This is a genomic window from Streptomyces sp. NBC_00091 (genome assembly GCF_026343185.1).
Lineage (GTDB): Bacteria > Actinomycetota > Actinomycetes > Streptomycetales > Streptomycetaceae > Streptomyces.
In genome coordinates this window covers 1,058,060-1,077,280 of record NZ_JAPEMA010000001.1, presented here as the reverse complement: position 1 = coordinate 1,077,280, position 19,221 = coordinate 1,058,060, and the positions used below count along the sequence as shown (strand labels likewise).

The 19,221-nt window shown below is 72.4% G+C and carries 17 protein-coding genes; 7 read left to right on the top strand and 10 right to left on the bottom strand.

Annotated elements, in window-relative coordinates; translation table 11 throughout:
• Window positions 1-131 precede the first annotated feature (131 nt).
• Complete coding sequence (locus tag OOK34_RS04520) at window positions 132-2,909, top strand: LamG-like jellyroll fold domain-containing protein (RefSeq protein ID WP_267032563.1); 2,778 nt, start codon at window positions 132-134, stop codon at window positions 2,907-2,909.
• 78 nt (window positions 2,910-2,987) lie between these two features.
• Window positions 2,988-3,668 carry a hypothetical protein gene (locus OOK34_RS04515; RefSeq protein WP_267032562.1) on the top strand — a complete coding sequence of 227 codons (681 nt, stop codon included), beginning with the start codon at window positions 2,988-2,990 and terminating at the stop codon, window positions 3,666-3,668.
• Between the two features lie 61 nt (window positions 3,669-3,729).
• Here the strand turns inward: OOK34_RS04515 and OOK34_RS04510 are convergent, their stop codons facing one another.
• The gene (locus OOK34_RS04510; RefSeq protein WP_267032561.1) at window positions 3,730-4,047 is read right to left on the bottom strand and encodes a glycosyltransferase; all 318 of its coding nucleotides are present in this window, start codon (window positions 4,045-4,047) and stop codon (window positions 3,730-3,732) included.
• 151 nt (window positions 4,048-4,198) lie between these two features.
• On the bottom strand, window positions 4,199-4,417 hold the full coding sequence (locus tag OOK34_RS04505; RefSeq protein WP_267032560.1) for a hypothetical protein: 219 nt from the start codon (window positions 4,415-4,417) through the stop codon (window positions 4,199-4,201).
• 308 nt (window positions 4,418-4,725) lie between these two features.
• On the opposite strand from OOK34_RS04505, the gene OOK34_RS04500 reads away from it, so the two are divergent.
• Window positions 4,726-5,457, top strand: a complete 732-nt coding sequence (locus tag OOK34_RS04500) for an XRE family transcriptional regulator (protein WP_267032559.1) — start codon at window positions 4,726-4,728, stop codon at window positions 5,455-5,457.
• A 10-nt stretch (window positions 5,458-5,467) separates the two neighbouring features.
• The gene (locus tag OOK34_RS04495; RefSeq protein WP_267032558.1) at window positions 5,468-5,938 is read left to right on the top strand and encodes an NUDIX hydrolase; all 471 of its coding nucleotides are present in this window, start codon (window positions 5,468-5,470) and stop codon (window positions 5,936-5,938) included.
• On the opposite strand, the gene OOK34_RS04490 is transcribed toward OOK34_RS04495, so the two are convergent.
• The 3 genes from OOK34_RS04490 to OOK34_RS04480 are packed head-to-tail and all read right to left on the bottom strand — an operon-like array spanning window position 5,926 to window position 8,189.
• Window positions 5,926-6,489, bottom strand: coding sequence for an HD domain-containing protein (locus tag OOK34_RS04490; protein WP_267032557.1), 564 nt, complete (start codon window positions 6,487-6,489; stop codon window positions 5,926-5,928). The genes OOK34_RS04495 and OOK34_RS04490 overlap by 13 nt on opposite strands.
• 39 nt (window positions 6,490-6,528) lie before the next feature.
• Window positions 6,529-7,653: a glycosyltransferase gene (locus OOK34_RS04485; RefSeq protein WP_267032556.1), complete on the bottom strand. Its 1,125-nt coding sequence runs from the start codon at window positions 7,651-7,653 to the stop codon at window positions 6,529-6,531.
• Window positions 7,650-8,189 carry a WcaF family extracellular polysaccharide biosynthesis acetyltransferase gene (locus OOK34_RS04480; protein WP_267032555.1) on the bottom strand — a complete coding sequence of 180 codons (540 nt, stop codon included), beginning with the start codon at window positions 8,187-8,189 and terminating at the stop codon, window positions 7,650-7,652. Before OOK34_RS04480 ends, OOK34_RS04485 begins: the two co-directional genes overlap by 4 nt.
• Before the next feature lie 95 nt (window positions 8,190-8,284).
• Here OOK34_RS04480 and OOK34_RS04475 point away from each other — a divergent pair, with 95 nt between their 5' ends.
• On the top strand, window positions 8,285-9,796 hold the full coding sequence (locus OOK34_RS04475; RefSeq protein WP_267032554.1) for a hypothetical protein: 1,512 nt from the start codon (window positions 8,285-8,287) through the stop codon (window positions 9,794-9,796).
• A gap of 21 nt (window positions 9,797-9,817) precedes the next feature.
• Here OOK34_RS04475 and OOK34_RS04470 read toward each other — a convergent pair whose 3' ends face one another.
• The 3 genes from OOK34_RS04470 to OOK34_RS04460 are packed head-to-tail and all read right to left on the bottom strand — an operon-like array spanning window position 9,818 to window position 13,994.
• Window positions 9,818-11,029 carry a hypothetical protein gene (locus OOK34_RS04470; RefSeq protein ID WP_267032553.1) on the bottom strand — a complete coding sequence of 404 codons (1,212 nt, stop codon included), beginning with the start codon at window positions 11,027-11,029 and terminating at the stop codon, window positions 9,818-9,820.
• A complete protein-coding gene (locus tag OOK34_RS04465) occupies window positions 11,026-12,792 on the bottom strand; it encodes a lipopolysaccharide biosynthesis protein (protein ID WP_267032552.1) in 1,767 nt (588 codons plus the stop codon). Before OOK34_RS04465 ends, OOK34_RS04470 begins: the two co-directional genes overlap by 4 nt.
• On the bottom strand, window positions 12,789-13,994 hold the full coding sequence (locus OOK34_RS04460) for a glycosyltransferase family 4 protein (RefSeq protein WP_267036620.1): 1,206 nt from the start codon (window positions 13,992-13,994) through the stop codon (window positions 12,789-12,791). Before OOK34_RS04460 ends, OOK34_RS04465 begins: the two co-directional genes overlap by 4 nt.
• Before the next feature lie 172 nt (window positions 13,995-14,166).
• On the opposite strand from OOK34_RS04460, the gene OOK34_RS04455 reads away from it, so the two are divergent.
• Window positions 14,167-14,658 carry an adenylyltransferase/cytidyltransferase family protein gene (locus OOK34_RS04455; RefSeq protein ID WP_267032551.1) on the top strand — a complete coding sequence of 164 codons (492 nt, stop codon included), beginning with the start codon at window positions 14,167-14,169 and terminating at the stop codon, window positions 14,656-14,658.
• Here the strand turns inward: OOK34_RS04455 and OOK34_RS04450 are convergent.
• A complete protein-coding gene (locus tag OOK34_RS04450; protein WP_267036619.1) occupies window positions 14,639-15,361 on the bottom strand; it encodes a CDP-alcohol phosphatidyltransferase family protein in 723 nt (240 codons plus the stop codon). The genes OOK34_RS04455 and OOK34_RS04450 overlap by 20 nt on opposite strands.
• Before the next feature lie 144 nt (window positions 15,362-15,505).
• Entirely contained in the window at window positions 15,506-17,710 is a 2,205-nt protein-coding gene (gene glgX, locus OOK34_RS04445; RefSeq protein ID WP_267036618.1) for a glycogen debranching protein GlgX, read from the bottom strand.
• Window positions 17,711-17,978: 268 nt separating this feature from the next.
• Here glgX and OOK34_RS04440 point away from each other — a divergent pair, with 268 nt between their 5' ends.
• Window positions 17,979-19,190 carry an Ig-like domain-containing protein gene (locus tag OOK34_RS04440; RefSeq protein ID WP_267032550.1) on the top strand — a complete coding sequence of 404 codons (1,212 nt, stop codon included), beginning with the start codon at window positions 17,979-17,981 and terminating at the stop codon, window positions 19,188-19,190.
• The last annotated feature ends 31 nt before the right edge of the window (window positions 19,191-19,221 follow it).

The window sequence follows — 19,221 nt, the reverse complement described above, 5'->3', positions numbered from 1 at the left end:
TTGATTCCAGGTTGGTATGCAATGGGTCAAGTGAGGTGACCGGGCCCTCGAGTGAGCCCTAGTGTGCGCCAGTACATATGGCTGTTCGGATAGTTCCAGCCATCAAGCCGGGCGATTGCCCTGGGGGGCTCATGCGTAGATCCAGAGGGCTGACTGCTGCCCTCGCCCTGTCTCTGGCCGGCGCCGGCACCGGAATGGGGCTGGTGCTGATGCCCGAGGCGTCGGCCATCACCCCGCCGGTGGCCTTCACCGCGGACGAGCTGCCCACCTGGCAGCCGAACGGCGTCGTCTTCGCCATGGACCAGGCGAACGGCACCGTCTTCGCCGGCGGCACCTTCTCGGCGGTCCGCCCGCCCGACGGCGCCGGCAGCGGCACCGAGCAGGAGGCCGTGAACTTCGTGGCGCTGGACGCCGCCACGGGCAACCCCACCTCCTGCAAGCTGGCCTTCACCGTCGGCGACGGCACCGCGACCGTCCGGGCGCTGGCCGTCTCCAAGGACAAGAAGACCCTGTACGCGGGCGGCTACTTCGGCGCCGTCAACGGCACCCCGGTCTCCAGCCTCGCCGCCATCGACATCGAGAGCTGCACCCCCAAGGCCTCCTTCCACCCGGGCGTCCCCGCCACCGTGCGCGCGCTCGACGTCACCGACGACACCCTGTACGTGGCCGGCGACTTCACCGCCGTCGAGGGCCAGACCCGCGAGCGGTTCGCCGCGGTCGACGCCGCCTCCGGCGCCCTCAAGCCCTTCACCGCCAACGCGGACGAGCCCGGCCGGGCCGTCAAGGTCAGCAACGACGGCACGAAGGTCCTGCTCGGCGGCGACTTCTTCGCCGTCAACGGCTCCACCACGCACGCGCTGGCCGTCGTCGACGCCACCACGGGCGCGGTCGCCAAGACCTACAGCAACATCCCCTCCAACTCGGTCGTCAAGAACATCGCGGCCGACGCGACGGGCTACTACACGGGCAACGAGGGCTCGGGCGGCGGCGTCTTCGACGGCCGCCTCGGCCTGAACCTCGACTTCACCGAGAAGTGGCGCGACCGCTGCCTCGGCGCGACCCAGTACGTGCTGCCGTACGACGGAGTCCTCTACAGCTCCTCCCACGCGCACGACTGCTCCAGCGAGCTGGAATTCCCCGACGGCAAGCGGAACTACCTCCTCGCCCAGTCCACCGACCACACCGGCGCCGCCCCCGCGCCCGTGGACGGTTTCGTGCGCGGCCCGCGCAAGCTCGGCTGGCACCCCACCGCCAACGACGGCGTCGGCGAGGGCATCGGCCCGCGCGTCATGTCCGTCGCGGAGAAGAACGACGTCAAGTACATGTGGGTCGGCGGTGAGTTCACCCTCATCAACGGCCGGGCCCAGCAGGCTCTGACCCGCTTCGCCTCCACCGGCGACGTCGGCGCGCCGACCACCCCCGTCGCGAGCGCGGCGAGCGTGAAGCCCGGCGAGGCCCAGGTCCGCTGGCGCACCAGCTACGACCAGGACGACAGCAAGCTGACCTACCGGATCTACCGCAACGGCTCGGGCACCCCGATCCACACGATGACCGCCGACTCCCTGGAGTTCGAGCGGCCGCAGGCCTCCTGGAACGACACCACCGTCAAGGCCGGCCAGACCTACACCTACCGGGTGACCGCGACCGACGCCGCCGGCAACACCAGCGCCCTGTCGGCGAACGCCTCCGTGACGGTCCCGGCCACCGCCGCGGCGTACCCGGACAAGGTCCGCGCGGACGGCGCCCAGCTGTACTGGCGCTACGACGACACCGTCAGCCCGTACGTGGCCGACTCCTCCGACGGCGGCAACACCAGCGGCATCCAGGTCAACGCCCCGGCGCTGCGCCAGAGCCCCGGCGCCGTCAGCGGCACCAGCACGGCGATGGGCTTCAACGGCACCAGCCAGCAGGTGTACAGCGACCACCGCCAGACCGTCGCCAGCTCCTTCACCGTCGAGACGTGGTTCAAGACGAACACCACGCGCGGCGGCAAGCTGATCGGCTTCGGCAACAACACGGTCAACAACAGCGGCACGTACGACAAGCAGCTGTACATGACCAACGCCGGCCGCCTGGTCTTCGGCGTCTACAACGGCTCGGCCCGCACCATCAGCACCGGCCTGCTCGAGACGTACAACGACAACAAGTGGCACCACGTCGTCGGTACGCAGGGCCCCGGCGGCATGACCCTCTACGTGGACGGCCAGAACAAGGGCACGAACAGCGCCTCGACCTCCACCTCGTACGCCGGCTTCTGGCACGTGGGCGGCGACAACCTCAGCAGCTGGCCGACCCGCCCGACGAGCAACTTCTTCGCCGGCCAGATCGACGAGACGGCCGTCTACCCGTCGGCGCTCACCCAGGCCCAGGTCAAGTCCCACTTCGACCTGGCCAAGGCCCCCGTCGACACGGTCTCCACCGTCGTCGCGAGCGAGGACACCTACATCAACCAGGGCGCCCCGAGCACCGCCTACGGCACCTCGGCCTCGCTCGCGGTGCGCGGCACCTCGGCGTACGAGGCGTACCTGCGCTTCACCCTCCCGGCCGCCCCGGCCGGGCAGGTCCTCAAGGCCGCCTCCCTCCAGTTCAAGACCTCCACGCAGACCGGTGCGGGCACCGCCGACACCGTCTCCGTGGTCCCGGTCACCGGCACCTGGAGCGGCGACGGCACGACGTTCAACACCAAGCCCACCCTGGGCACCACCGTGCTCGGCAGCATCGCGGGCGTGCCGGACGGCTCGGCCGTCCAGAACGTCGAGCTGGACACCGCCGCGGTCTCCGCGGTGCTCGGCACCGGCTACAGCCTCGGCCTGACGAGCACGGGCACCGACCCGCTGTGGCTCTGGTCCTCGGAGTCGACCGCCGCGGACGCCGCTCCGCGGCTGGTCCTCACCTTCGGCCAGAAGTAACCGCCTGACGGCCCACGGGGCCCGGCTCTGCACGCGCCGGGCCCCGTACGCCCGACTCACCCGTACGGGAGCCCCCTGATGTACCGACGCTCCGCAGCGGCCGCTGCCCTGCTGGCCGCCGCCCTGACGCTGACCGCCTGCGGTTCCCCGGACGCCGGCAAGGCCGACGCCGAGGCGGCCAAGCCGAAGCCGCCGGCCGCGTCGCCCGTTCCCGACCCGGCGGACGCCCCGGCCGCGCCCTCCGCGGGGCCCTCCGCGAAGCCCACGGGGCCCGTGCTGCCGGACGCGAAGCTCACCCCGAAGACGGGCAGCTTCAAGGCGAACGAGAAGCAGTACCTGAGTGGCCGCGTCCCCGAGAAGACGGACCCGGCGGCCGTCCTCCAGACCGGCCAGGAGACCTGCCAGCGGGTGGAGCGCACCGCGAAGCGGGACAAGGACGCGGCGGCCGCGGCCATCATCTCCGGCGAGGTCACCGGGGCCAAGGACGCCATCACCCACCTCTGCCCGGAGCAGAAGCCGGTCCTGGCGGCGGCGGAGAAGGGCTTCGGCGACGGCCCCCGCACCTCGCCCGCACCGGGCACCTACCGGGCACTGACCCAGAGCACCACCTGCACCTGGGAGGCGAAGGCCCAGGACGGCTCCGTCCTCGCCTCGGGCCCCGAAACCCCGCCCAACCCCGGCGACCGGACCACCGCCACCATCCCCTCCGGCGCCACCCAGTTCACCTCGACGGGCTGCTACGCCTGGATCCCCGCGTAAGCCCCACCCACCGCCGACCGCCGCCGCACCCACCCGGGCCCGGCGGCGTTCCGCGTACCGGTCAGCGCCGCGCGGCCCCGTAGACGTCCAGCAGGGTGTCGAGGACCGCGTCCATGGAGAAGGAGGCGGCGGCGATGTCGCGGGCCAGGCCGTTGGAGTGGGTGACCACCGGGGGGACGCCCACCGCGAGGGCCTCCAGGACCGACATCGGGAACGGTTCGTCCACCGAGGGCAGGACGTAGACGTGGGCCCGGCGGAGTTCCGTGCGGACCTCGGTGCTCGACAGGGCCCCCGGAACCGTGAAGCGGTCCGCCAGGCCCAGGGCGGTGATCCGGGCGCGGACGGCGGGCAGCTCGCCCTCGACCGCTTCTGGACGCACCGCTCGCGCGGCTCGGCGCCGGGGCGCCTCTCCGGCTTCGCAGCGCTGCGCCGGACTCCGTCCGTCGGCCTCCTGGCGGGCCGCCAATGGCGCAGGCCCCCGTGCGCCACCGGATCATGGTGCCGTACGGGGGCGCTTTCGTTCTGCGGGGCTAGGGGAGCAGGAAGATGTTGCCGACGGCCGTGGACCACTCGACACCAGAGGCGGGCCGGATGTACGCGAGCCGCACCCACCGCTCCTGCCCTTCGTAGTTGACCACCTTCTCGTGGACGACGGCCATCAACCGGCCCGTTCCCTTGGACGGGATGTCCTGCACGGCCCGGCCGATCCACGGGTGCGGCTCGTGCCCGAACGAATCGTCACTGTTCACCGGGCCTCCTCGGCACCGCCCGGGCGGGTGTCCGCCCCTGCGAGGAAGCGCGCCCAACCGCGTGCGGCACGTGCGAGGAGGCGTGGACTCGGGCCTGGCGGAGGTTCGGGCAGCACGACCTTGCGGCCGCTGCCCATGCGCGTCTGACTCATGGTTCAGTCCCCTGGAGAGTGCGGAGCCGGACATCCTCCGGATACTCAGCAGGAAACAGCGCAAGGTAGCGGACGCGTCACGGTCTGTGTGGACGTTAAGGGACGTCTGGAGCTACGGTTGAAACGTCCCGGCGTCCCACAGGGAAGGCCAGATCCATGGCGAACGAGCGTCTGCGCGCCTCGATTTCGGCGAGTGCCACCACCATCCAATCGGTTGCCGCGCAGGTCGGGGTGGATCCCAAGACCGTGGAGCGCTGGATCACGACCGACCGCACGCCGCACCGCTCCCATCGGTGGAAGACCGCGACGCTTCTCGGCGTGGACGAGGTCTACCTCTGGCCGACGGTCGCCCGGCAGGCCGAGACGGCGAGTGCGTCTGAGCTTGTCACCTACTACCCCCACAGGGGCGTCGTGCCCGCAGACCTGTGGTCGTCATTGATCGATAACGCCGTCAGCCACGTGGAAGTCCTCGTCTACGCCGGGCTGTTCCTCTTCGACGGGCATCCGGAACTCGCGGACCGGCTCTCCCGGAAGGCGCGGGCGGGTGCCCAGGTGCGCATCCTCCTCGGGGATCCCGACTCCGAGGTGATCCGTCAGCGAGGCGAGGAAGAGGGGATCGGCGCGGATCTCGCCGCCCGGTCGCGCATGACACGCCGCTACCTCGAACCGGCCATGACGACCCAGGGAGTAGAGGTCCGGCTGCACGAGACGATCCTCTACAACTCGGTCTACCGCTTTGACGACGACATCCTCGTCAACCCCCATGTGCTCGGCGCGCCCGCAGGCCAGAACCCGGTCCTGCACTTTCGCTACATCCCGGGCGGGCGGAGCTTCAGGCACTACATGAAGAGCTTTGACTACGCCTGGGAACGCAGCACCGCGGCCTAGGCTGGTGGCCATGGCCCGAGTGGACTACTTCAACGACCCGAACGCGCCCGAGGCGAACAGCATCGTCCCGTCCGTGACCGTCGTGGCTCTCGACGGTGACGGCCGGGTTCTGCTGATCCACAGGAGCGACAACGACCTGTGGGCACTGCCGGGAGGTGGCGTGGACACCGGCGAGTCCGTCGCCCAAGCGGCGGTGCGCGAGACGCGGGAGGAGACGGGATTCGAGGTTGAGGTGACCGGGCTGGTCGGGCTCTACACCGACCCGCGGCACGTGATCGCGTACGACGACGGGGAGGTCCGTCAGCAGTTCTCGATCTGCTTCTCGGCGCGCATCGTCGGAGGGGAACGCCGGACGAGCAGTGAGAGCAAGGAGGTGGCCTTCCTGGCCCCGCACGAGCTCGACGGGGTGCAGATCCACCAGTCCATGAGGCTGCGCATCGAGCACGGGCTCGCCCACCGGTCCGAGCCCTACATCGGCTGACCGTCGGCCCTCGCCCTGGTGCGGGCGACAGCGCCCGCCAGGTACGGGACCGCCGCGCTGATCGCCGAATGGACCTCGCTGCCCGGTGCGTAGCGGACCATGATCTCGTCGATGCGCTCCGTGAAGCCGAGCCGCTGACCCGATGGTCCCGTCGTCATGTCGGCGCAGGTCAGCGCATCCAGGAGGGCCGATTCCTCCCGCTCGTACACGGCGAGTTCCCTCGAAAGGCCGCGCTGTTCGGCCTCGTACGCGGCTCCTGAGTGGTGGGCGACCAGGCGTACCAGTCGTGTCGAGGCGCCGAGTGCCGCCAAGTGGCGGGCGCCGTCGAGGGGATGGAATCCGCTGTCGTGGAGAGCAGGCGCGTAGCCGATGTCGTGCAGCCACGCTGCCGCGATCAGCAGCTCCCTGTCCGCTTCCGGTACGGAGTGGGACAGTTCCCGGGCGCGCTCCGCGACGGCTTGCGTGTGACGCCAGCGGTCTCCCACGGGTGGCAGCAGCGACTCGGCCAGCCGGGCCGCTCCTCGTGGGGTTTCCAGTACGGATGGGGGCATGGGCCACACCGTATCGATGTGGCCCGTGTCCTCAAGGTGTCAGCGGGTGATGCGTTCGTAGACGTCCAGCAGGGTGTCGAGGACCGCGTCCATGGAGAAGGAGGCGGCGGCGAGTTCGCGGGCCGCGGTGGAGGCCTTGGTGTTCGCGGCGGGGTCCAGGAGGTCGAGGACCGCCGCCGCGACGCCCGCCGGGCCGGGGTTGACGGCGTGGCCGGCGCCCGCGGCGGCGATGTCGCGGGCCAGGCCGTTGGAGTGGGTGACCACCGGGGGGACGCCCACCGCGAGGGCCTCCAGGACCGACATCGGGAACGGTTCGTCCACCGAGGGCAGGACGTAGACGTGGGCCCGGCGGAGTTCCGTGAGGACCTCGGTGCTGGACAGGGCCCCCGGGACCGTGAAGCGGTCCGTCAGGCCCAGGGCGGTGATCCGGGCGCGGACGGCGGGCAGTTCGCCCTCGTCCGGGCCCGCCACCACGAAGTGGGCGTCCGGGTGGACGGCGAGTACCGCCGGGGCCGCGTCCACGAAGTCCACCGGCCGCTTGCGGGCCTGTAGCCGCGCCGAGTACAGGATGCGCGGCGGCCCGGACAGGGCGGGCCGCTCCTCCTGCGCCGGGGTGCCGTTGACCAGCCGGACGGCGCGGGCCAGCGGTGAGCCCACCACCGCGTCCAGCCCCTCCCGCTCGTGCGGGGTCAGGTACAGCACCGTGTCCGCGCCGCGCAGCAGACGGCGTACCGCCACCGCGTCGAGGACCTTGGCCAGCACCTTCTCGCTCGGGTCCACCATCCCGTGGGTCTGGAGGACCAGCGGCTTGCGCGCCCGCAGCGCCGCCAGGGCGACGGGCAGGGTTACGAGGTCCCGCGCCAGGTGCACGTGGACGACGTCGGCGTCCCGCACCAGGCGGCCCGCCGAGGCCAGCAGGGCCGGCGAGGTCATCCCGCTGAAGCCGAGGGGGAGGAGGCGGCGGGCCGGGAACAGCTTCGCCGGGACGCCCTCCACCGAGGACGGCCAGGGGTCGAAGCCCTCGCCCAGCGCGAGCAGCCGCGCCTCGTGCCCGCGCGCCCGCAGCCCCTTGGCCAGGTTCAGCGCGACCCGTACGGGCCCGCCGAAGGCGTGCGAGGGGGAGTGCAGGGTGACGGCGTGCAGGATTCGTACGGCGTTGCTCAATTGGGCTCCTCGACCGGGCGGCGCTGCCCGTCCATCGTCTGCAGGGTCAGCGGAGGAAGGTTTCTGTGGACGATCGCACCCGCGCCCGCCACCGCGCACCGGCCCACCGTCACCCCGGCCAGCACGGTCGCCCGTACGGCCACCCACGCGCCGTCCTCAATCACGATCGGGGCGTTGCGGTAGCGGAAGTCGGCGGCCCGGTGGTCGTGCGAGCCGGTGCACAGCATCGACTCCTGCGAGAGGCACACCTGCGAACCGATGGTCACCGGCTCCAGGTTGAGCAGCCAGGCGCCCTCACCGATCCAGGTGTGGTCCCCGACCTCGAGCTTCCACGGCCACAGCACGCGCACCTTGTGCCGGATCAGGACCCCCTCGCCGATCTTCGCCCCGAAGGCGCGCAGCAGCGCCACGCGCAGCCGGGCCGGACAGAACCACGACATGAACAGGGTGTTCATCACCGCGAACCACAGCGCCTGCGTCAGCAGCCCGCGCCCCTTGTCGTAGCCGGCCAGCGTGAAGGAAGGAAGATCACGCAACAGTCGCCCCTCGTCGTTCCCACCCACGCGCCTCCCCTGGCGCGGAACGCTCAGATTAGACTGCGCGCGGATCACGCACAGGGGTGGGGGCAACAGTGGCCACGGACATACGCAAGCCCGTCGCGAAGCCGCTGCCGCCGCCCTTCGAGGACGAGTCCCAGTGGGGCCGGGTGACCGCCCCGCGCACCCTGCTCTCGCGGGCGCTCTCCGTACCGCTCGCCCTCGGATTCACCGTGTTCCTCCCGCTCTTCGTCGCCGTCCAGTCCGGCGACGGCCAGCACGACGCCGCGTTCTGGCTCCAGTTGCTGCTCACCATGTACGCGGGCGCCCGGCTCTCCGCCATGGTGCTGACGAGCCGTCGCAAACTGCTCCAGGGCTCCTTCTGGCTCTTCGTCTACATGGCCATGGGCGTCGCCCCCCTCGCCCAGGCCGTCCTCGGCCGCGTGCCCACCCCCGTCGTCGGCCCCCGCTCCGACCTCACCCTCGCCATCGGGCTGGTCCTGCTCGGCTGCACCGCCTTCGACGTCGGCGTGCTGCTCGCCCGCCACCGGGGAGCCGGCCGCGCGGGCGGCTCCCCGAAGGAACCCCGGCCGGTCATGGCCCACCGGCGGCGGCTCCAACTGCTGGCCGGCATCGCCCTCTTGTGCAGCGCGGCCTTCATCATGAAGCTCGGTGGCCCGGCCGTCTTCTTCTCCAGCCGCCAGGAGATCATCGCCGGCATCGAGGAGGCGGGCGTCTCCAACGGCGACGGCCAGGCCGGGCAGGCCCTGTTGCGCGGATTCGGCACCGTGCCCGCGCTGCTCGCCCTGCTCCTGTACACGCGCTGGCTGATCACCTCGAGGTTCGCCCGCCGCAAGGTGTCGGTCATCCTCACCTGGTCGGCGCTGGCGGTACTGAACCTGATCGTCAACAACCCCATCTCGAACCCGCGTTACTGGTTCCTGACGGTCATGTTCGCGCTGCTCTTCACCGTCTTCCCGGTGAGCGCCGCCATGTACCGGGTGGCGCTGTCGATGGCCGTGGTGGTCGCCCTCCTCGTCTTCCCCTTCGCGGACCGCTTCCGCTACGACGAGAAGAACTACAAGCCCGTCGAGACGACCTCCTTCCTGGAGCCGATGGCGCTCAAGGACTACGACCAGATCGGCATGTTCGCCAACACCATCACCTTCTCCAACTCCGGCCCCGGCCACTTCTACGGGCGCCAGCTCGCCGGATCCGTCTTCTTCGCGGTGCCCCGCTCGGTGTGGCCGGGCAAGCCGCGCGACACGGGCGTGATGGTCGGCCAGTGGATGGGCACGGTCAACACCAACCTCTCCTCCCCGATCTGGGCCGAACTGTGGCTGGACTTCGGCCCGTTGGGCATGGGCGCCGGGCTGCTGGGCATCGGGTACGGGGCCGCGCGCGTGGACCGCCGCTACGCCCGGCGCGCCACGCGCCGCTCACCGTCGGGCAGCCTGGTCTCGGTGGTGGTCCCGCTGGTCGCCGGGTACTCCTTCATCCTGCTGCGCGGTCCCCTGCTCCAGGCCTCGGGCCGGGTCGCGATCGCCGCGATGTGCCTCGCGCTCGTGGCCACGTACCGCCAGGACAAGGGCGCCACCCTGCGCTGACGCGCGGCCCCGCCCCGCACCTCAGGCGGCGGCCGCGACCTCGGCCGGGACCTTCAGCCGGGCCACCCGCAGCCAGCCCGCGGCGGCCTTCGCGGCGGAGCCCAGCGCCAGCCCCCAGGCCGCGCCCGCCACCCCCCACAGGGCGTACCCGCCCAGCAGCAGGCCCACCGACAGCAGCGAGAACACCACCTGGAGCGAGAGCGTGGCCTTCGGATTGAGCACCCGCAGGGTCAGCAGGGCGCAGGTGCCGAGGCCCATGACCGCGTACTGCGCGCCCGTGGCGGGCAGCAGCGCGGAGGCCGCCGCCCAGGTGTCGCCGAGCAGCTGCCGGCCCAGCCGGTCGGGCAGGGCGTACAGCGCCGCCGCCCAGCCGGCGCCCAGCACCGCGAGGGCCGCGCCCATCAGGGCGGTCAGCCGGACCACGCCCCGCTTGCCCGAGGCCCGCCCGACCACCGGCGGCCCGAAGGCGTTGGCCGAGTTGAACAGCACGTTCAGCGGCCCGAAGAGGGTGGTGGCGCCGCGCAGGGCGCCGACGGCGAGCGGGGTGGCGAACACGCCCAGCCCGAGCACCGCGAGCTGGCTGGAGCCGTTGCCCACGGCGAACTCGACCGCGAACCGCTGCCCGAGGTGCCCGCGCCGCAGGTACGGGCGCAGGTCGGTGCGGGAGCCGCGGACGTGGGGCCGCAGCAGCCACAGCCCGAGCGCCAGCGCCGGCAGGGCGGAGACCCCCCACACGAGCACCAGCCGCCCCGCGGAAGCCCCTTCGGGCTGTACGGCGAGCGCCGCGACCACGCAGCCGAGCCGCAGCGCGTCCGCGGCCAGCGCCCGTTCGGGCACCCGCAGGGCGGAGAAGCAGTAGCGCAGCCCGTCCTGTACGAGGACCAGGGGCAGTACGAGGCCCAGCGCGAGGAAGGCCCGGCCGGCCCCGCCGGGCACCAGCAGACCCGCCACCACGAGCAGCGCTCCCGCGGCGGCGGAGGCGGCCCCGGTGAAGCCCACGGCCGAGCGGCACACGGCGCCCAGGGGTTCGCCCTTCTCCAGCACCACGCTCTGGCCGACGTAGGCCGTGTTCAGCCCGAGGAGCACGCTGAAGGTCACGTACACCATCGAGAAGTCGGCGAAGCCCGAGGCCGGGGACAGCCGGGCCGCCAGCACCAGCACCAGGATGTTCGTGGCGCTGGAGGCGGCCTGGTCCAGGACCGAGGAGACCGCGGCGAGAGCCCTCCGGCTCACCTGCGGCCCGTGCGGACGGTGCGCAGCGCCACCGTGTCGGTGGCGTCGCCCGGGGCCTGCTGCTCGGGTCCGGCCGGCTCGCGGGTCGGCGTCCGCGGTGCGTCCGGTGCGTCCGGTGCGTCCTGCGCGTCCGGTGCCGAGGTGCCGGGCGCCCCCTTGGCCTTTCCGAGTCCGCCGCGCTTCTCGGAGGGCGGCGGGGTGTGCAGCACCGCGCCCAGCACGGTGCCGCCGGCGCCGCTGATCAGCTCGCGGATCCGGGCCAGGTCGCTGCGGTGCACGGCGCGCGGGTCGCAGACCACCAGCACGCCGTCGACGCGGTCGACCAGGGCGAGCGCGTCGGCGTACGAGAGCACGGGCGGCGCGAGGACGACGACGGTGGAGTTGGGGGAGTCGGCCTCGGAGATCAGCCGGGTGGCGCGCGGGGAGGTCAGCGCGCGGGGCACGTTGCGCACCCGCTCCCCGGGGATCAGGTCGAAGGCGCCCGACTCCCCGGCGTCCACGACGAGCTGGCGCCCGTCGGGCCAGTCGGAGTCGCCGTGCCGTGCGGCCGAGGGGTCGCCGGCGGCCCCGCCGCCCGGCAGCTGGCTCCAGCGCGGCCGGCCGCCCGCGCCGGTGGGCAGCTGGCTGGCCAGGACCGGGGTGCGCAGGTCGGCCTCGATGAGCAGGACGTCCTTGCCGGTCTCGGCGAAGGAGGCGGCCAGGTTCACGGCCACGGCGGCGGCGGTCTCGCTGCTGCCGCGCGGGGCGACCACCAGCAGCCGGCGCCGGTCGGCGAACCGGGAGTCGTAGGCCAGCCGGAAGGCGACCGAGCGGTACTCCTCGGCGAGCCGCGGATCGGCCTCGCCGGCCGCGAGCAGCGGCCCGCCGCCGGTCCTGTCCCGGGGCAGGTAGCCCAGTACGGGCGCGCGCAGGGAGCGGGCCACGTCGCCCTCGGAGCGCGGCGCCGGGTCGAAGACCAGCCGGACCCAGGCGGCGAGCAGGCCGAGCGCCAGACCCACGGCCGCGCCGAGCGCCAGCGACATGGGCAGGCCCGGCCCGTCGGGTGCGCCGGGCGGGGTCGCGGCGCTGGTGACCCGGCCCGGGGTCATGTCCAGGGCAGCCAGCTTGGCGATGTTGCCGTTGAGGGTGTTGACCTTGTTCTGGAGGTCGGTCCGGGAGGAGAGCGCCCCGTCGCGGGGGGTGCCCGCCGGCATGCTGTTGATCTGCCGGGCCACTTCGTCGAGCTGCTTGGCGATCGGGTCGCGCTGGGCCTCGTAGCCCTTGACCATCTTCTCGCGGGTGACGTCGAGGGCCTCCTGCCGCTTGAGCAGGTAGGCGGCGGCCATGCCGTTGGCGCGCCGGGCGGCCTCCTTGGGGGAGGCCGAGGTGTAGGTGAAGCGGAGCACCATCGTCTGCGGCGGGTTGGTCACCTGGAGGCCGCCGCGCAGGGCGGCGAAGTCCTTGTCGGCCACGCCGAGCTTCTTCGCGGCCTGCTCGGCTATGGAGCTGGAGAGCGCGACCTGGCGCTCGGAGCCGATGTTGATGGCCTTGTCGGGGGCCAGGCTCGGGTTGAAGGGGTCGTCGGTGGGTGCGCGCAGTACGACGTCGGCGACGGACACGTAGGTGTCCGCGGTGGAGATGCCGAGGTAGACGCCGCCCAGCAGGCCGATGCCCACGCCCGCGCCGATGAGCCGGCGGTAGCGCAGGAGCTGCTTGAACTGGTCCCGCAGGAGATCGGGTTCGTCCTCGGCCGGGGCCGCTGCCGGGCGGTTCGTCTCGGTCACGGCCGCAGTCCCCCAAGCGCTTCGTCCATCAGTGCGTCGATGCGGGCCAGGCCCGCCTCACGGCTCAGGTGGGCCGCGACGTGGGCCGGCCCGGCCGCGCCCAGCGCGGCGGCGCCCTCCGGGTCCTCGGCCAGTGCCCGGACGGCCTTCAGCAGCGCCTCGGGGTTCTCCGGCGGTACGAGGACCCCGGCGCCGGAACGTTCCACCTCCTGGGCGGTTCCGCCCTCGGCCGCGACGGACGCGAGGACGGGCCGGCCGGCCTGGAAGTAGGAGGTGAGCTTGGACGGCACGCTCATGTCCAGTACGGCCGCGTGCTGGGTGACCGCGAGGACGTCCGCCGCGGCGAGGACGTCGGGGAACTCCCCGTCGGCGGCAGGGGGGATGATGTCGAGGTTCGGCACGTCGGCCGCGAGGTCGGCGAGGGCCGCGCGCTGGCTGCCGTCGCCCATGAGGACGAACCTGACGTCCGGATCCAGCCGGGCAGCGCCGACGAGGACCTCGAGCCCCTGCTTGAGGCCCATGTTCCCCGAGTGCAGGACCACGGTCTGGCCGCGGGCCCAGCCCAGGTGGCGGCGGGTCTCGCCGCGCGGCCGGGTGGGCTGTGACACGTGGGACCAGTTGGGGACCAGGCGGATCTTCTTCGGGTCCACGCCCATCCCGACGACCCGGTCCACGAAGGTCTCGTGGATGACGCCGACCAGGGTGGCGCGCCGCAGGGCGTACGCCTCCGCGCGCCCGGCGAGCGCGGCCGCCTTGTCCCCGCCGCTGATGCCGCTCTGCGCCGCGGCGGCGCCCATCAGGTCCTGGACGACCGGTACGAACGGCACCTTCCAGCGCGCCGCGAGCCGGGCGGCGGTGACCCCGCCCGCCAGGCTGGGCATCTGCGCCATGACCGCGTCCGGCCTCGGCATCCGGGGCGGGGCCACGGCGCCGTGCAGCAGAATCGATCCTTCGAACAGGGCCCGGGTGACGGCGGTCTGACGGGACGGCACCGTGTGCGCACGCCGGTGCACCGTGACCCCCGCGCGCCGTTCCGTGCGCCGGAGCGCCCCCTTGTACTCCGGCTCGACCGACCAGGCCGGGTAGTGCGGCATGCCCGTGAGTACGTGCGTATCGTGGCCGGTACTCGCCCAGTGCTCTGCGATCTGGGTGGCGTACGGGCCTATGCCCGCATGCTCGGGGGCGTAGTTGGTGGAAACCAGCAGCAGTCGCCGGTGACCGGATGTGGACACTTAACGTCCCCTTCTCCCCTGGATGATGCGCACGTCACCCTATTCGTTCACCGACTTGATGCGGAACGTGCACGATATTGTCTGCTAATCCGCCGCACCGGGGGGTGCGGCCGCTGGGGGGTAACCGATGACGGAGCACGACATGTCCGAGCCTGTGCCGTCCGCGCGCAGACCGTACCGGGTGGGCTACGCGCCAGGCGCCTACGACCTGTTCCACATAGGGCACCTGAACATCCTTCGGCACGCGCGGAGCCAGTGCGACTACCTGGTGGCCGGCGTGGTCTCGGACGAGATGGCCGAACTGGCCAAGGGGCGGCGCCCGATGATCCCGCTCGTCGAGCGGCTGGAGATCGTACGCAGCGTCAAATACGTGGACGCCGCCTTCGTGGAGACGGTCCCGGACAAGGTGGAGACCTGGAAGCAGGTCCGCTTCGACGTCATCTTCAAGGGCGACGACTGGCGGGGCACGCCCAAGGGGCTGCGGCTGGAACGGGACTTCGCCGCCCACGGGGTCGACGTCGTCTACTTCCCCTACACCGTGCACACGTCCAGCACCCAGCTGCGCCGGGCCCTGGACGTGCTCGCCCAGCAGGGCGGCCAGCCCGGGGAGTCCTTCACCGCCGAACGGCGCTGAGCTCCCGGAACCACTTCGCCAGGAACGCCAGCAGGAACAGGGCGGCGACCGCGCCCAGTCCGGCGTACGCCCAGCGGAACAGCGACCCGCCGCCGAGCAGCAGGAACACCAGGCAGAACACCCCGTAGTCCACGGGCAGCAACGCCACCGCGCGCAGGGTCGACGGCGCGGCGGCGGTGCTGCCGGCGGGCGCCTTCGGCTTGAGCTTCTCGGTCAGCAGCCCCCCGAAGAAGGTGACGACGGCGGCGAACTGGAAGCCCAGCGGTACCAGCAGCCAGGCGTCCGAGCCCGTCCCGTACGCCTCGGGGAAGCGGTAGAAGGCGATCAGTACGCAGGAGTGCAGAGCGGTGAGCTTGGCGGCGTCCACGACGTGGTCGAGCCACTCGCCCGCCGCACTGCCGCCCCCGCGCAGCCGGGCCAGCTGCCCGTCGGCCGAGTCGAAGGCGAAGCCGACCGCGAGCGCGGCCCAGACGGCGATCCCCAGCCCCCACGAGGGCGTCGCCAGCGCGACCGCCGCCACGGCGGCGAAGCTGAACGCGGCGCTGACCAGCGTCACCTGGTTCGGGGTCAGCCCCAGCGCGTACGACCCGGCGGCCAGGTACCGCCCGGCGGGCCGGTTGACGAACCGCGAGTAGAGCGACACCCCCTTCGCCGACTTCTGCGCCCCCCGCAGTTCGCGCAGCGCGGTGCCGACTCTCCCCATGCGTACCCCTGTTCGTGTGCTCATCTGTCCGTGTGTTCACGAGAAGGGCACATCATCGCAGGGCGAGCGAAGGCTTCCGCTCCGGATCCGTCGTTACGTCCTGAAGCGGCGATGCGGACGCCTCCCGCCGGACCGGGCGCCCCGTCAGCTCACCACCCGCAGCAGCAGCACCGACCGCGCCGGCACCGTCAGCGCCTCCCCGCCCCGGTGGCGGGTGCCGGGCGGGGCCGCCTGCGCCTCCCGCGAGGTGTCCAGGACCAGCTCGTACGCCCCCGCCCACGGCGCGCCCGGCAGCACCCACTCCACCGGCCGGTCCCCGGCGTGCAGCAGCGCCAGGAAGCTGTCGTCCGTCACCTGGCGGCCCCGCTCGTCGCGGCCCGGGATGTCCCGCCCCGACAGGTACAGCCCCACCGCCGCGGCCGGCGCGTACCAGTCCCGCTCCGTCATCTCCGCCCCGGCCGGGGTGAACCAGGCCAGGTCCCGCAGCCCGTCCGCGCCCTGAGCCCGCCCGGAGAAGAACGCCCGCCGCCGCAGCACCGGATGGGCCTGGCGCAGCGCGATCAGCCGCCGGGTCAGCGCGAACAGCTCGCTCCACGCCGGGTCGGACAGCAGCGACCAGTCCACCCACCCCGTCTCGTTGTCCTGGCAGTACGCGTTGTTGTTGCCGCCCTGGGTGCGCCCGAACTCGTCGCCCGCCACCAGCATCGGCACACCCGTGGACAGCAGCAGCGTGGTCAGCAGGTTGCGCAGCTGGCGCCGGCGCAGCGCCCCGATCCGGGGATCGTCGCTCCCGCCCTCGGCACCGCAGTTCCAGGACCGGTTGTCATTGGTGCCGTCCCGGTTCGCCTCCCCGTTGGCCTCGTTGTGCTTGCGCTCGTAACTGACCAGGTCGCGCAGGGTGAAACCGTCGTGGGCGGTCACGAAGTTCACCGAGGCGTACGGCCGCCGCCCGCCCCACGCGTACAGGTCGCTCGATCCCGACAGCCGGTACCCGAGGTCCCGTACGTCGGGCAGCGCGCCCCGCCAGAAATCCCGCACCGCATCGCGGTACCGGTCGTTCCACTCCGTCCACAGCGGCGGGAACGCCCCCACCTGGTAGCCGCCCGAGCCCACGTCCCACGGCTCCGCGATCAGCTTGACCCGCCGCAGCACCGGATCCTGGGCGATCACCGCGAGGAACGGCGACAGCATGTCCACGTCGTGCATCGAGCGGGCCAGCGCCGCCGCCAGGTCGAAGCGGAAGCCGTCGACCCCCATCTCCGTCACCCAGTAGCGCAGGGAGTCGGTGATCAGGCGCAGCACGTGCGGACGCCCGGCGTGCAGGGTGTTCCCGCAGCCCGTGTAGTCGGCGTAGCGGCGCTGGTCGGACTGGAGCCGGTAGTAGCCCCGGTTGTCGATCCCGCGCAGCGACAGCGTCGGGCCCAGCTCCCCCGCCTCCGCCGTGTGGTTGTAGACCACGTCGAGGATCACCTCGATCCCGGCCGCGTGCAGGGCCTTGACCATCCGCTTGAACTCCCCGACCTGCTGCCCGGCCGTCCCGCTGGAGGAGTACCCGGCGTGCGGGGCGAAGTAGCCCACCGAGTTGTAGCCCCAGTAGTTGCGCAGCCCCCGCCGCAGCAGGTGGTCCTCGTGCGCGAACTGGTGTACCGGCAGCAGCTCGACGGCGGTGACCCCCAGCTTCACCAGGTGCTCGACCGCCGCCGGATGGGCGAGCCCCGCGTACGTGCCGCGCAGCTCCTCGGGAACCCCCGGATGGCGCATCGTGAAACCGCGCACGTGCAGCTCGTAGATCACCGAATCGGCCCAGGGGGTCTTCGGCCGGACGTCGTCCGCCCAGTCGTCGTCATCGTGGACGACCACCCCCTTCGGGACGTACGGGGCCGAGTCCCGGTCGTCGCGCACCGTGTCCGCGATGTATTGCTGCGGCCAGTCCCGAACGTGCCCGTACACCTCCGGCGGCAGCGAGAAGTCGCCGTCGACCGCCCGCGCGTACGGGTCCAGCAGCAGCTTCGCCGGGTTGTACCGGGCGCCCGTCCAGGGATCCCAGCGCCCGTGCACCCGGAAGCCGTACCGCTGCCCGGGCCGCGCACCCGGGACGAAGCCGTGCCAGATCTCGTGCGTCAGCTCGGCCAGGGTGCAGCGGGTCTCCGCCCCGAGCGCGTCGAACAGGCACAGCTCCACCGCCTCCGCGCCCTGCGCCCACAGCGCGAAGTTCGTCCCCTCCACCCCGGCCGGACCCGCGTGGAAGCGGGCCCCCAGGGGGTGCGAGGAGCCGGGCCACACCGGTGGCGGCGGGTGCGCGGCCGCCCGTAACACCTTCGCCTGGACCCGCTCCCGCACGGCGTCCATGCCCCCGGCGACCCTGCTGGGGTCGCCGGCGGTGGCATCCACCGCCTCTTGCTCGGCTGCGCTCGACACTGCCCGCCTCCACGGCTCCTGGGTACCGTCGGGGAGGAGTGCGGCCCGGCGTCCCGGCCTGGGCCCGCCCCGTCTGGTCCTTCCCACTGTTCTGCCCGGACTGTTCTGCCCGGAACGTGCCCGGCCCTCACGTTTCCCCCGGAGGGCCCCGGTCGTTGGACGGGGCGTGACTCTTCTGACGAGGCGGGCAGGGGCGGGCTTGGCCGCCGTGGCGGCATGGGCGGGCCTGCTGGGCGGGCTGACCGGCTGCACCGAGGACGGCGGATCCCCGGTCGAGATCCAGCTGCCCGGAAAACCCCGCTCACCGGACGAGGCCATCCGGATCACCCCCGACGACAACGCCAAGGGCGTCCCGGCCGAGGGCCCGCTGCGGGTGAACGTCCCCGAGGGCCGCCTCGAGCGGGTCAAGGTCACCAAGGTCGAGGACGCCCAGGAGGAGGAGGTCCCCGGGGAGATCGCCGCCGACGGGCTCAGCTGGAGCCCCGACCCCGACGGGGGACGGCTCTCGCTCGCCGCCAAGTACACCGTCGACGCGGTCGCCCTCGACGGGCACAACCGCCGCCAGGCCCGGCACACCACCTTCACCACCTACGTCCCCGAGGAGCGGTTCATCGGCTACTTCAAGCCCGAGAACCGCTCCACCGTCGGCACCGGCATGATCGTCTCCTTCAAGTTCAGCCGGGCCGTCAAGCACCGCGCCGACGTGGAACGGGCCATCACCGTCACCGCCGACCCGGCCGTGGAGGTCGTGGGCCACTGGTTCGGCAACGAGCGCCTCGACTTCCGGCCCAAGGAGTACTGGAAGGCCGGCACCGAGGTCACCGTGAAGATGAAGCTGCGCGACGTCGAGGGCGCGCCCGGCTCGTACGGCATCCAGGACAAGACCGTCCGCTTCACCGTCGGCCGCTCCCAGGTCTCCACCGTGGACGCGGCCGCGCACACCATGGAGGTCCGCCGGGACGGGGAGCTGCTGTCCACCATCCCCATCAGCGCCGGGGCACCCAAGAACACCACCTACAACGGCAGGATGGTGGTGATGGAGATGTTCGACGTCACCCGGATGAACGGCGCCACCGTCGGCTTCACCAGCGACGACGGCAAGGGCGAGTACGACATCCCGGACGTCCCGCACGCCATGCGGCTCACCGCCTCCGGCACCTTCCTGCACGGCAACTACTGGGCCAGCCCCGACACCTTCGGCTCCACCAACACCAGCCACGGCTGCGTGGGCCTGCGCGACGACAAGGGCGGCGGCTCGGACACCCCGGCGGGCTGGTTCTTCGACCGGACCCTGATCGGGGACGTGGTGGAGGTGGTGAACTCGCAGGACAAGACCGTCGCCCCCAACAACGGACTGGGCGGCTGGAACATGTCCTGGGCGGACTGGGTGGCGGGCTCCGCCACCGGCTGACGCACACCGCCACCGGCTGACGCACTCCACC

Excerpts from the sequence above, each read along its gene's own strand:
- OOK34_RS04455 (WP_267032551.1), top strand. The coding sequence starts at position 14,167 with ATGTCCGAGCCTGTGCCGTCCGCGCGCAGACCGTACCGGGTGGGCTAC.
- OOK34_RS04495 (WP_267032558.1), top strand. The coding sequence starts at position 5,468 with ATGGCCCGAGTGGACTACTTCAACGACCCGAACGCGCCCGAGGCGAAC.
- OOK34_RS04500 (WP_267032559.1), top strand. The coding sequence starts at position 4,726 with ATGGCGAACGAGCGTCTGCGCGCCTCGATTTCGGCGAGTGCCACCACC.
- OOK34_RS04490 (WP_267032557.1), bottom strand. The coding sequence starts at position 6,489 with ATGCCCCCATCCGTACTGGAAACCCCACGAGGAGCGGCCCGGCTGGCC.
- OOK34_RS04450 (WP_267036619.1), bottom strand. The coding sequence starts at position 15,361 with ATGGGGAGAGTCGGCACCGCGCTGCGCGAACTGCGGGGGGCGCAGAAG.
- glgX (WP_267036618.1), bottom strand. The coding sequence starts at position 17,710 with ATGGACGCCGTGCGGGAGCGGGTCCAGGCGAAGGTGTTACGGGCGGCC.
- OOK34_RS04515 (WP_267032562.1), top strand. The coding sequence starts at position 2,988 with ATGTACCGACGCTCCGCAGCGGCCGCTGCCCTGCTGGCCGCCGCCCTG.
- OOK34_RS04520 (WP_267032563.1), top strand. The coding sequence starts at position 132 with ATGCGTAGATCCAGAGGGCTGACTGCTGCCCTCGCCCTGTCTCTGGCC.